Below are 12,638 nucleotides of genomic sequence, written 5' to 3' on the forward strand. Positions count from 1 at the left end.
AAGAGCGGGATACTCAGCGATGACGTTCACCTTCGCTCACAGCCATACCGCGGAAACGGGCCAAGTCGCGCATGACTTTGAGCAGTACTGGCATGTCAGGCCGACTGTCGTCCTGAAGCTGATAGTGGGCGCGATCCCTGACTTCGAAGCGACCTTGTCGGTCAAACAAGGTGACTGTTTCCGGCGCGACAATGACAAAGCGATTGCCGTTTCCGGCCAGCAACCAGTTCCGTGGTGTGACTTGGTAGAGTGATTGGCCGGTACTGTAATCGGCCACGGGATTCGTTACCCCGAGCAGCTCCTGCAGCAGCGTCGGCGCCAAGTCGACGTGTGAGCTCATGGATGACACTGTCGCGGCAGCGCGCCCTGGCCAGCGAATGATCATCGGAACTTCAAGCTGGCTGTTGGTATAGTTTATCCCTGCACCCCAGTTACCGTCATTCTGATCACTGAGACTGAATCCGTGATCCGAGGTGATCACTATGATGGTTTTCTCCATCAGCTTCATGCTGGCGAGGTGGTCGAACAACTCGCCAAGGTGTTTATCAGTCAAGAATGCCGCGTTCTTGTAGCGATTGACTACCAGGTTGCGCTGGCTGTTGTCCGGCATGTTGAACGGATCGATCTGTTGCAATTCAGGTTGGAAGGGGCCCTGTTCTTCGTCGCTGTCGCTCCATAGATTACCCGGAGTTTCAAGTTGCAGGTAGGCAAACCAAGGACGGCTATCTTCAGTCTGCGGGATCCAGGTCAGCAACCGTTTGATGCTCATTTGACCATCATTGTCTTTTTTCTGATTTTGCAACTGACGCACACCGCTAAAGATACCGTTGCGATAGAGCGATTGGCGCATGGACTGACTTGAGAAAGCACGAATCAGGTAATCCTGGCGCTGAAGTTCATCAAGCAACAAGGGCGAGCGGTGATCTGCCAGCATCTCCTCCATATAAGAAGCGGGGAGACCATAAAACAGGCTAAAAAGGCTGCTTTCGCGCTCGTTATCTGCAGATAGATGCTGTACGAAGTTCTGACTCTGACTGGCGAAGCGAGACAGGTTCGGCATGACCACATTGTTGACCATATCACTGCGAAGCCCGTGCAGCGTGATTAGCAGTAAATTGGGGTGGCTATCCTGTGGCGAGACTTGCAATGAGGAGAGGGGATAGGCAATGCGTCTGTGGCCCTGGTGCTCAGGATTGGCTTTTTGCGCTTCAAACGCTTGCAGGTCCAGCCACCCATGACGAGCCAGGAAACTGCGTGCTGTCATCGGATAGGAAAGTGGAAAATTCGATTTTTGAGCGGTAATCGGCGAATAGAGGCTCGCATCAGCCCATATATGGATTAGATGGGTTGCCAAGAAGCAGCAGACAAACAAAATGGTCAGGCTGCGCCCTTGCCAGGGGCGTGCCCGTCGGAACTGGCGTTTCCAGGCAAGTGAAGAAAAAACGATTTCCAGCGCAATGATGAGCGGAATGGCGATGAACAAGAAATTCCAGTTGAGGCTGGATTTTGATTGCGAGTTCTCTACCAGTAGATTCCAGACATATGGGTTGAGGTGAAATTTTAATAATTGATACACCTGTGTATCAATAAGTAACAACACTTGGAGAACTGAAGCCACCAACACAGCGGCACCACGTAATATGCGGTGATTGGTGATCAAAAAAGTCAGAGGGAATATTGTCAGTAAAAACAAAATGAAGCCAATATACCCAAAATGGCCGATCCAGCTAACGAGCAGATACAATTGGCTCAGCCCGGTATCAGGTAACGGCATCGCGAAGATATAGCGTAACGCAATCAGCATGCCTAGCAGTATGTTGCCAAGCAGAAACCAGTGCCCCCAAGTGATATGGCGAGACACTTGTTCGCGATACAAAGTAGAGTTGTACGGGCTGAAAAGCGCATTCATCTGGTGGGTACCGTTCAGTGAGTTTCTGGGCGAACAGATTGTTGCAAGGCTGTGGCGAAGGAGGCGGCGATTTGACTGCGCTGGGCCGGCGGCAGACGATCATTAAGAAGGTGCGTGGCGAGATTACCGATGGCGAGCAGTGACAGTTCGAGACTGGCATCACGTTTTTCGAGGACTAACAGAAGCTCATTAACCAGAGATTCGACTTGTTCATTGGTGAATTTTGAGAGAATTGGCATGCTGTCGATCCTATGAATGACGAAAAACCGGTATGATACTGCACATTGTACCGTAACACTATGACGGCCATGAGCGTAGAAAACGTATCGATTATCTTGCATGAGTTGCAGTATCAGACTGATTCAGGCATGCACGCTGTCCTGAGTCCTTCACTCCTTCCAGTTAATGCCTCGGTGCTGGATTTAGCGAGTTCCCTGCATCAGATTTTTCAGGCAAAAACGAATAAGGCCTACGCCCTTTTTCATAATGAAGAAGGTGAACCGACGGCGGATGGTTTTCCTGATATATTCAAAAAATATTTAAATCAAAGTGAAAGCTTAATTTCGCTCTCTGCCGGCGCATCAGCAAGATTAATTGAAAGTCTCAATAAATATGGATTGCAGTGTGAAGGCTATTTGTATTTTTTGACGTATAGCTTCCTCGGCGCAGATTATTTAATGATTGGCGTGTTTGAAACCGAAGAAACAGTGTTGGTTGGCGATGCGTTGGATATTAAGAAAGTTAAGCATATCGATTTAACCAAAATGGGGTTGGCCGCCAGGATTGATATTACCGAATTTACACGGATTGCAGAATCAAGGAAATATATATCCTTTATTAAAGGACGTGCAGGTCGAAAAGTTGCAGACTTTTTCCTTGAATTTTTATCGGCTGTTGAGGGAATTGACTTGCGTCTGCAGAATCAGACCCTGGTCCGTGCGATAGATTCCTATGCTGAGGAACAGCATATTGATATGCCGCAAATGCAGGAAGCCAGACAGGCTGTCATGCAATATTGCAAAGAGCAAATCAAAACGGGTGAAGAACTCGAAACCCGACGGATCGCCGAGTTGATCCCTGCGGCCGAGGAGACTGATTTTTACACGTTTCTTAGTCAGGAAGTGGGGTTGCCGGAGAGTTTTCCACCGAGCGCCTCAACACTTCGGACTATGACGAAGTTTGTTGGCAGTGGTGGAGGCCTAACTATCAGCTTCGATGAAAAGCTGCTGGGGGAACGTATCCGTTATGACAGTCAGCGCGATGAACTGACAATTGTTGGCTTGCCACCCAACCTAAAAGATCAGTTATTAAGACGTCAGCACTGAGTGTGTAAACGCTTTGATTTTATCTAACGGGGGATTTTATCCCTCGTTTGCTATCTGCAACAAACCGCCACGACATGAGCCTGATAAGCTTTTCGTGATGAATTATTGAACCATCAACATATTCACCGCTTGTTTTCCTGATAATAACCACATTGAAACCGCTACCAGAAAATGGTTTCAGTTTCATCTTACTTTCGAACAGTTCCCTCTTTTCCAAAAATGGGAGATCCGTCATAGGAGCAGAAATGGCCTTGCCTTAATATGCTCACCGCACACAGGCTTATAACAGCGTGTTCAGCGTGGGACTAACAACTAAGTAAGGAACGGCTAATGAAAAAGAAAATTCTCGCGTCTTTTATCGGGCTGGCAACTCTGGGTATGGCCACTGCGGCCACCGCTGCGATTGAAGAAGGTCAACTGACCATCTGGATCAACGGCGACAAGGGTTACAACGGTCTGGCTGAAGTCGGTAAGAAGTTTGAAGCGGCAACCGGTGTTAAAGTAACCGTTGCTCACCCGGATCAGGTCGAAGTTAAGTTCCAGCAAACCGCTGCTACTGGCAACGGCCCGGACATCTTCATGTGGGCTCACGACCGTTTCGGCGAATGGGCTAAGTCAGGTCTGATCGTTCCGGTTACTCCGAATGCAGCTACCAAGGCCAAGTTCGAAGATTTCGCTTGGGACGCCATGCAAGTTGACGGCAAGTTCGTCGGCTACCCGATCGCTGTTGAAGCGGTTGGCCTGATCTGTAACAAGAAGATCGTCGCAGAAGCACCGAAGACCTTCGAAGAAATGATTCAGCTGGACGACAAGCTGAAGGCTGAAGGCAAGCGTGCCATCATGTGGTCCTACACCACTCCGTATTTCAGCTACCCGATCGTTGCTGCCAACGGCGGTTATGCATTCAAGAAGACTGCAACTGGCTATGACGTCAAGGACACCGGTGTGAACAACGCGGGTGCCAAGGCTGGCGTCAAGTTCCTGGTTGACCTGGTCAAGGGTGGTCACATGGAGAAGGGCGTCGACTACGGCGTCATGGAAGCCAAGTTCTCCAAGGGTGAAGTGGCCTGTATCATCAACGGCCCATGGTCATGGTCCAACTATGACACCGCTAAGATCGATTACAGCGTAAATCCGCTGCCGACTCTGAACGGCAAGCCGGCCAAGGCGTTTGTAGGTGTGTTGGGTGCGACCATCAACGCAGCTAGCCCGAACAAGGACCTGGCAATCGAGTTCCTCGAAAACTACCTGCTGACCGATGCTGGTCTGAAGGCTGTTAATGATGACAAGGCTCTGGGCGCGGTTGCTCTGAAGTCTTTCCAAGCCACCCTGTCCAAGGATCCGCGCATCCAGTCCACCATGGCTAACGCCCAAAATGGTGAGCCGATGCCGAGCGTACCGGAAATGGTTCGCTTCTGGTCCTCTTTCGAAACTGCTCTGAAGAATGCAACCACGGGCCGTCAATCTCTTGACGAAGCTCTGGATACTGCAGCACGTCGTATCGTGCAATAAATGATTGGGAGGCCCCGCAAGGGGCCTCCACTATATTTTTTTGGCGTTATGAAGGTTTTTGGGCATGGAACAAATCCAGTCTGTTGATACTACTGTAGCTACCGGATCCAAAACCGCCTGGTTCAAATGGTTGATGGCGGGGCTGGTAGTTCTGCTGAACGGTTACGCTGTCGTCATGATGTATGCCGGTGGTGAAATCGCATTCGCACTGTTGGACCTGGTGCTCGTTGCATCCGGTGTTTATGTTTTCCTGAACAAAAAGACCTATGCTCACCGCTACATCTTCCCGGGTGTGGCTGGCATGGTGGCTTTTATCATTTTCCCGCTGGCCTATACGATCAGCATCGCCTTTACCAACTACTCAGGTGCTAACTTGCTCTCTCTTGAGCATGCGATGGCGTATCACCTGAAGAAGACGTACAAGGTGAAAGGCGGCGAGTTCGATTTCTCGTTGTTAGATCGTGGTGAACACCGCTATCAGCTGTTGCTGACGCAAGAGGGTGTTTCCTATATCAGCAACCCGATGCAACTGTGGACCAATAACGAGCTTAAAAGTGGCACGTCCAAGCTGGCTGGCCAGCTGGATGTAAAACTGGTGCCGTTTGAAGGTGCCGCTCCTGCACCGGAGGCTGCGGTTCGCGACATCATTGCGCGCAAGTCACATCTGTCACAGATGTCACTCGTTCTGCCGGATGGTACTCAACTGAGCATGACCAGTCTTCGCAAATTTGCAGCGCAAAAGCCGCTGTTTGCTCATTTGCGTGATGGGTTCAATCTCAAGTCCGGTATTCACCTGAGCGATGCTCACATTCTGCGTAATAACGAAACTGGCCAAATCATGTTGCCAAACATGGAAACTGGCTACTACCAGTATGTGAACGACGAGGGTGTGTTTGTCGGTGATGGCCTGGCGCCGGGTTTTGTTGTCAACGTTGGGTGGAAGAATTTCCTCCGCGTATTGACTGATCCGGGCATCCAGGGACCTTTCCTGCAAATCTTTGTCTGGACAGTGATTTTTGCAGCATGTTCAGTGGGCTTCACTCTGGCGATTGGTATGGTTCTGGCATGCCTTGCTCAGTGGGAAGAACTCAAGGGCCGTGGTTTCTACCGTGTCATGCTGATCCTGCCGTACGCAGTGCCTGCATTTATCTCAATTCTGGTGTTCAAGGGCTTGTTCAACCAGAGCTACGGTGAAATCAACATGTTCCTGGCGCTGCTCGGATTTGATAAACCGGAATGGTATATGAATCCGACCTTGGCCAAGACAATGATTCTGATCGTCAATACCTGGCTGGGTTATCCGTACATGATGATTCTGTGCATGGGCTTGCTGAAGTCTATTCCGGAAGATCTGTATGAAGCGTCGGCTATGGATGGTGCAGGTCCGATTCAGAACTTCTTCAAGATCACGGTTCCATTGCTGATGAAGCCGCTGACACCGTTGTTGATTGCATCGTTCGCGTTCAACTTCAACAACTTCGTTCTGATTCAACTGTTGACCAATGGTTCACCGGATATTATCGGCGCAACCACACCGGCTGGTACGACTGACTTGTTGGTTAGCTATACCTTCCGTATCGCCTTCCAGGGCGGTGGCGGTCAGGATTATGGTCTGGCAGGCGCAATTGCGACTGTGATCTTCCTGATTGTTGGTGCCTTGGCTCTGCTGAACATGAAGCTGTCCAAAGTAGAGAATATTTGAGGAATCCGACATGGCGATTGTTCAACCTAAATCAATTAAATATCGGCTGTTTGGTACCCACATCCTGATGTGGGCCTTCATAGCCATGATCGCTTTCCCTCTGGTGATGGTTATCGCGATCTCTTTCCGGGCAGGTAATTTCTCTGTCGGTGAGATTATTCCGACCAACCCCACCTTGGATCACTGGAAGCTGGCGCTGGGTTTCCCGGTCACTGATGTTAGCGGTAAGCTGATTCAGCCTCCGTTCCCGGTGACGACTTGGTTGTGGAACTCTATCAAGGTAGCCGGGATTTCATCTCTGCTTATCGTGGTATTGTCGACCACTTCGGCCTATGCGTTTGCGCGTCTGCGCTTCCGTGGCAAGGACACCATCCTGAAGGGCATGCTGATTTTCCAGATGTTCCCGGCAGTGTTGGCTCTGGTCGCGATTTACGCCTTGTTTGACAAGATTGGCGACTACATTCCGTGGTTGGGCCTGAATACTCATGGTGGTCTGATTCTGGGCTACATGGGGGGGATTGCCCTGCACGTCTGGACGATCAAAGGCTACTTTGAAACTATCGATCCATCGCTCGAAGAAGCGGCAGCGATCGATGGTGCCACGCCTTGGCAGGCATTCCGTCTGATTCTGCTGCCGTTGTCGGTGCCGATTCTCGCGGTTGTCTTCATTCTGTCGTTCATCAGTGCGATCACTGAAGTACCGATGGCATCTATCTTGTTGTCCGATGTCGACAACCTGACGCTGGCCGTTGGTGCTCAACAGTACCTGTATCCGCAGAATTATCTGTGGGGTGACTTTGCTGCTGCGGCTGTAATGTCCGGTCTGCCTATCACTATCGTGTTCCTGCTGGCTCAACGCTGGTTGGTCGGCGGCCTGACCGCTGGCGGTGTGAAGGGTTAAAAAAATAGTACTGAGGGGAGCCTGTTCACTCCCCTCTGTTTGGTTTCCATATAATTATCGATTTTTACAGCGGAGCGACTCATGGCTGAAGTAGTTCTGAACAATGTGCGCAAGAATTATGATCCTTCAAATCTGAAAGACACCTTGCGCAGCATAGATCTCAATATCAAGGAAGGCGAGTTTGTCGTCTTCGTAGGTCCGTCCGGTTGTGGTAAGTCTACGCTGCTGCGTATGATTGCCGGTCTGGAAGACATTACGTCAGGCGAGCTGACCATCGGCGGCAAGTACATGAATGATGTCCCGCCGGTTGAACGTAACGTCGGTATGGTGTTCCAATCTTACGCTCTGTACCCGCATATGAATGTCTATGAAAACATGGCATTCGGTCTGAAGCTGAAGAAGATGGACAAGGATACTATCCACAAGCGTGTATCCCGTGCCGCCGACATCCTTGGTCTGGTTCCATTGCTGGAGCGCAAGCCGAAGGCGCTGTCAGGTGGTCAACGTCAACGTGTTGCTATCGGTCGTTCTATCGTGCAACAACCGTCGGTGTTCTTGTTTGACGAACCGTTGTCAAACTTGGATGCTGCACTGCGTGTTAAGATGCGTATTGAAATTGCCAAGCTTCATAAAGAGCTGAACTCTACGATCATCTATGTTACGCACGACCAGGTTGAAGCAATGACCCTGGCTGACAAGATTGTCGTTCTGAGCCCGCTGAAGGACAGTGCTGAGTCAAATCTCGAACAGTACGGTACCCCATTGGAGCTGTATCACAACCCGGCTAACAAGTTTGTGGCTGGCTTTATCGGCTCACCGAAGATGAACTTCCTCGGAGGCGAGCTGATCGAGATCGGTGAAGACAAGTGCAAGATCAAGCTGACCACTGGCGACATCGTGACCGCCTGTGTTGATGCTCGCCGTGCCAGCATTGGTGATAAGGTTGAACTCGGTATTCGTCCTGAGCACTTGGTTCCGGTCGATCATCCGGATGCGGCTGGCCGTTTGTCTGGTTTGGTTCAGGTGGCTGAACACCTCGGCGCTGAGTCTTTCGTATATATGGAAGTGGATGGTAAGGACTTTACCGTCAAGGCGGCGAGTGAAATCCCGGTGGACACCGGTGATACCTTGGAGGTGGGGGTTCCTGCCCAGGCGTGCTACCTGTTTGATACCAAAGAACAGGCTTTCCCGCGTACCACCAAGTACAATCGTACCTGATACCTATCAGGAACAGAGGCGCCGCGAATGCGGCGCTTTTTTTTTGCCCGCGAAAATGTCATCTGCTTGTGCCTTTCGTTACCGGGATATTCCAACTCAGGTTAGCGCTCGCAGTGAAGAGTGGTCAGGGTGACATTTCCATCTCCTAATTGTCTGTGGCTTCTATCAGCGGAACCCCGCTGCAGTGTGATAAATTGAGTCATCTCCAATCCGATGGTGAGAATCCTGATGAGTAGATGGCCCAGTCTTAAACAACTGCACTACCTTGTTGCCCTGGCGGAATATCAGAATTTTAATCGTGCAGCCCGCGCGTGTTTTGTCAGTCAATCCACGCTTAGTACCGGTATCCAGACGCTTGAAGATCTTCTGGGCATTCAATTGATCGAACGGGATCACAAGTCATTCATCATGACGACAGCCGGGCGCGATATTGTCCTTCGCGCACGCAAGATGCTGGCCGAAGCCAGAGACATGATGGAACTGGCTGCGGCACAGGGCGGAGTCATGACGGGTGGTTTGAGGCTCGGCTGTATTCCGACTATTGCCCCCTTTCTGTTAACGGATTTGGTCAACCGTTGTGCCAGTCAGGCGCCTCAACTTGAATTGCTATTACGCGAGGATACATCCGCAAACTTGCTCAATCAGTTGGAAGAGGGGGAGCTCGATTTGCTGGTATTGGCTCTGCCATATGAACTACGTGGTTTTCATAGCCGCGTCGTCGGGACTGATCCTTTCCGCCTGGTTGTGCACAGGCAATTGCGCAAAAGTCTACCTCCTGCTGTCACCATCGATAGCTTGCCGTCACATTCAGTTTTTTTGTTGGAGCAAGAACACTGTCTGACAGGACATGCCCTGGCGGCCTGCCATATGACGGATAGAAACAAGATCAATCCATTTGCGGCTTCTAGTCTCTATACGCTGGTCCAGATGGTCGCAGCGCAGGAAGGCGCGACTTTTTTACCGCAGATGGCCATTTGCGGCGGGATACTGCAGCACACTGGTCTGGAAGCATTACCGGTAGAGCAGGAAGGCGCGGCCAGAGAAATTGGTCTGGTTTGGCGGCCGAGTACGACGCGGGTCGCGACATTCTATGCATTTGGTGAGCTGGTCGCGGCTAGCTTGCGTGATATTTGCCAAGCATAAAAAAAGAAACCCGACATAAGTCGGGCGCTATAGCAAAGCTATGGATATAACAGTAAGACTAACTAAGGGGTGTTACAAACTCTCAGGCACCCTGCATCAGGACGCATCAGATTGAATACATCATAACCGAGTGTAGTTTTATTTCAATAGGCCCTGTAATGAAATTACTGAACGGGCATGAATGAAACCATTTTCAGTGCACAATGATCGAGTTTTATGACAAATGCCCGCGAGGTTCAGTTTTGCATTTTTTCAGTCGCGCATTTCTTGATCCAGCATCCTGCTGTGAATAGACTGTCCCGTCGTTTTTTGGGAGGTCATCATGCAGGTATCCGATTTTCACTTTTCTCTTCCGGAAGAACTGATCGCCCGTTATCCGATGCCGGAGCGTACTGCAAGCCGTTTATTGCAACTGAACGGTGCGACTGGCCAGATTCGGCATGGTCAGTTTCGTGATGTTCTGGAACTCCTGGTACCAGGGGATCTGCTGGTGTTCAACAATACCCGCGTGATCCCCGCGCGCTTGTTTGGGCAAAAAGAGAGCGGCGGTAAAATTGAAATTTTGGTAGAGCGGCTGCTGGATCAGCATACGGTTCTAGCCCATGTGAGAGCCTCTAAATCGCCGAAAGCGGGGACTAGACTCCTGTTTGAACAGGGAGTGAGTGCTAGCATGCTCGCCCGCCACGATGCATTGTTTGAACTGCGTTTCGATGCTGAGGAAGGCGTCCTGTCAATTCTGGAGCGTATCGGCCACATGCCGTTACCACCTTACATCGACAGGCCTGATGAACAGGCAGATAAAGAGCGCTACCAGACCGTTTATAATGCAAAGCCAGGCGCTGTCGCTGCTCCAACGGCGGGCCTGCATTTCGATGACGCCTTATTGCAGGCACTAAAAGACAAGGGTGTAGAGCTGGCGTTTGTTACCTTGCATGTCGGGGCGGGGACCTTCCAACCGGTACGTGTCGAGCGCATTGAAGATCACCACATGCATCAAGAGTATGTTGAAGTTCCGCAGCAAGTTGTTGATCAAATCGCGGCCACGCGCGCGCGCGGTGGACGCGTTGTCGCTGTGGGGACCACTTCGGTTCGCTCGTTGGAAAGTGCCGCCCGAGCCAGTGCAGCAGTGGATGGTCAACCGCTAAAACCGTTTTATGGTGATACCGATATCTTTATTTATCCGGGTTACCGTTTTGCAGTGGTGGATGCATTAATCACCAATTTCCATCTTCCGGAGTCAACGCTGATCATGCTGGTTTCGGCCTTCGCAGGATATCAGCACGTCATGGATGCTTATAACGATGCGATAGCCGAAGGCTATCGTTTCTTCAGTTATGGGGATGCCATGTTTGTTACTCGTCAGCCAATCGGCTGATGTTTCACTAAGTCAGACTGTTTCTCTGACATTGAGGATGTTATGAAGTTCGAATTGAAAAAAGTTGTCGGCCGCGCACGGCGTGGTCAGCTGGTCTTTGAGCGCGGCACGGTTGAAACGCCAGCCTTCATGCCGGTCGGAACCTACGGTACCGTTAAGGGCATGACCCCTGAGGAAGTCCGGGCGACGGGAGCCCAGATCCTGTTAGGCAACACCTTCCATCTGTGGATACGCCCTGGGCAAGAGGTCATGAAAAAGCATGGTGACTTGCATGATTTCATGAACTGGCATGGTCCGATTCTGACTGACTCAGGCGGATTTCAGGTGTTCAGCCTTGGCGACATTCGCAAGATTACCGAAGAGGGTGTGCATTTTCGTAACCCGGTGAATGGCGAACGTATTTTTCTGTCTCCCGAGAAATCGATGGAAATCCAGTATGATCTGGGTTCCGACATCGTCATGATCTTTGATGAGTGCACGCCCTATCCGGCAACGTGGGAAGTGGCCAAAAAATCGATGGAAATGTCACTACGCTGGGCTCAGCGTTCACGTGACCACTTTAACGAGCTGAAAAATCCCAATGCCTTGTTTGGAATCATACAAGGCAGCGTGTATGAAGATTTACGCGATATTTCGCTTAACGGCTTGCTGGATATTGGCTTTGATGGCTACGCCGTCGGAGGGCTGGCAGTTGGTGAGCCGAAGGCGGATATGCACCGTATTCTGGAACATGTCTGCCCGCTGATTCCAGCGGACAAACCGCGGTATCTGATGGGGGTTGGTAAACCTGAAGATTTAGTAGAAGGGGTGCGTCGTGGAATCGATATGTTCGACTGCGTGATGCCAACGCGCAACGCGCGCAATGGCCACTTGTTCACGACCGATGGCGTGGTCAAAATCCGCAATGCACAACATAAAGACGACACCTCACCGCTTGATGCCGACTGTGATTGCTACACCTGTCAAAATTATTCGCGTGCTTACTTGCACCACCTCGACCGCTGTAATGAAATCCTCGGCGCTCGTCTCAATACCATCCATAACTTGCGCTATTACCAGCGTCTGATGCAAGGTTTGCGGGACGCGATCGATGCGGGTACATTAGATGCCTTCGTGGAGGAGTTCTATCGTCGGCAGGGTAAGCCCGTTCCTCCCGTGGTGGATTGATTAAGCTTTTTTAACGATAACGAGGAAATCCCATGAATATTATCTCCAACGCTTACGCCGAGGGTGCGGCTCCTTCACCTGCGGGTGGCGGCCTGGAAATGTTGATCATGCTGGCCGTCTTTGGCCTGATTTTTTACTTCATGATCTATCGTCCGCAAGCCAAGCGCGCCAAAGAGCATCGTAGCTTGATGTCTGCGCTGTCAAAAGGAGATGAGGTTCTGACCTCTGGCGGTCTGGTTGGCAAGATCAGCAAGGTCTCTGCTGACAATGATTTCTTGGTCCTGGCTCTGAATGATCAGAATCAGATCACTATCAAGAAAGACTACATCACTGCGGTATTGCCGAAGGGCACTATCCAGTCTCTGTAATTTCCGCTGAGGAGTAAG

The 12,638-nt window shown here is 50.7% G+C and carries 11 protein-coding genes; 9 read left to right on the forward strand and 2 right to left on the reverse strand.

What is annotated here, in order from left to right:
• Positions 1 to 13 precede the first annotated feature (13 nt).
• The gene (locus ACFOSS_RS16365) at positions 14 to 1,909 is read right to left on the reverse strand and encodes a DUF3413 domain-containing protein (RefSeq protein ID WP_377154614.1); all 1,896 of its coding nucleotides are present in this window, start codon (positions 1,907 to 1,909) and stop codon (positions 14 to 16) included.
• Between the two features lie 14 nt (positions 1,910 to 1,923).
• Entirely contained in the window at positions 1,924 to 2,148 is a 225-nt protein-coding gene (locus ACFOSS_RS16370) for a YejL family protein (RefSeq protein WP_377154616.1), read from the reverse strand.
• A 69-nt stretch (positions 2,149 to 2,217) separates the two neighbouring features.
• Here ACFOSS_RS16370 and yejK point away from each other — a divergent pair, with 69 nt between their 5' ends.
• The 9 genes from yejK to yajC all read left to right on the forward strand — a co-directional run bounded on the left by yejK (position 2,218) and on the right by yajC (position 12,620).
• Entirely contained in the window at positions 2,218 to 3,234 is a 1,017-nt protein-coding gene (gene yejK, locus ACFOSS_RS16375) for a nucleoid-associated protein YejK (RefSeq protein WP_377154618.1), read from the forward strand.
• Positions 3,235 to 3,564: 330 nt separating this feature from the next.
• Positions 3,565 to 4,746, forward strand: a complete 1,182-nt coding sequence (malE, locus tag ACFOSS_RS16380) for a maltose/maltodextrin ABC transporter substrate-binding protein MalE (protein WP_377154620.1) — start codon at positions 3,565 to 3,567, stop codon at positions 4,744 to 4,746.
• 64 nt (positions 4,747 to 4,810) lie between these two features.
• Positions 4,811 to 6,448, forward strand: coding sequence for a maltose ABC transporter permease MalF (gene malF, locus ACFOSS_RS16385; RefSeq protein ID WP_377154622.1), 1,638 nt, complete (start codon positions 4,811 to 4,813; stop codon positions 6,446 to 6,448).
• A 10-nt stretch (positions 6,449 to 6,458) separates the two neighbouring features.
• Positions 6,459 to 7,349, forward strand: coding sequence for a maltose ABC transporter permease MalG (malG, locus tag ACFOSS_RS16390; protein WP_377154624.1), 891 nt, complete (start codon positions 6,459 to 6,461; stop codon positions 7,347 to 7,349).
• A gap of 81 nt (positions 7,350 to 7,430) precedes the next feature.
• Positions 7,431 to 8,567 (forward strand): ABC transporter ATP-binding protein, encoded by a 1,137-nt coding sequence (locus ACFOSS_RS16395; protein ID WP_377154626.1) that lies wholly within the window; start codon positions 7,431 to 7,433, stop codon positions 8,565 to 8,567.
• Between the two features lie 228 nt (positions 8,568 to 8,795).
• Complete coding sequence (locus ACFOSS_RS16400) at positions 8,796 to 9,710, forward strand: LysR substrate-binding domain-containing protein (protein ID WP_377154790.1); 915 nt, start codon at positions 8,796 to 8,798, stop codon at positions 9,708 to 9,710.
• A gap of 322 nt (positions 9,711 to 10,032) precedes the next feature.
• Positions 10,033 to 11,085, forward strand: a complete 1,053-nt coding sequence (gene queA, locus ACFOSS_RS16405; protein ID WP_377154628.1) for a tRNA preQ1(34) S-adenosylmethionine ribosyltransferase-isomerase QueA — start codon at positions 10,033 to 10,035, stop codon at positions 11,083 to 11,085.
• Between the two features lie 42 nt (positions 11,086 to 11,127).
• Positions 11,128 to 12,252: a tRNA guanosine(34) transglycosylase Tgt gene (gene tgt / locus ACFOSS_RS16410; RefSeq protein ID WP_377154630.1), complete on the forward strand. Its 1,125-nt coding sequence runs from the start codon at positions 11,128 to 11,130 to the stop codon at positions 12,250 to 12,252.
• 32 nt (positions 12,253 to 12,284) lie between these two features.
• Positions 12,285 to 12,620: a preprotein translocase subunit YajC gene (gene yajC / locus ACFOSS_RS16415; RefSeq protein ID WP_377154632.1), complete on the forward strand. Its 336-nt coding sequence runs from the start codon at positions 12,285 to 12,287 to the stop codon at positions 12,618 to 12,620.
• Positions 12,621 to 12,638: the final 18 nt, after the last annotated feature.

It is taken from the genome of Pseudaeromonas sharmana (genome assembly GCF_042649925.1).
In the GTDB taxonomy this organism is placed as follows: Bacteria; Pseudomonadota; Gammaproteobacteria; order Enterobacterales; family Aeromonadaceae; genus Pseudaeromonas; species Pseudaeromonas sharmana.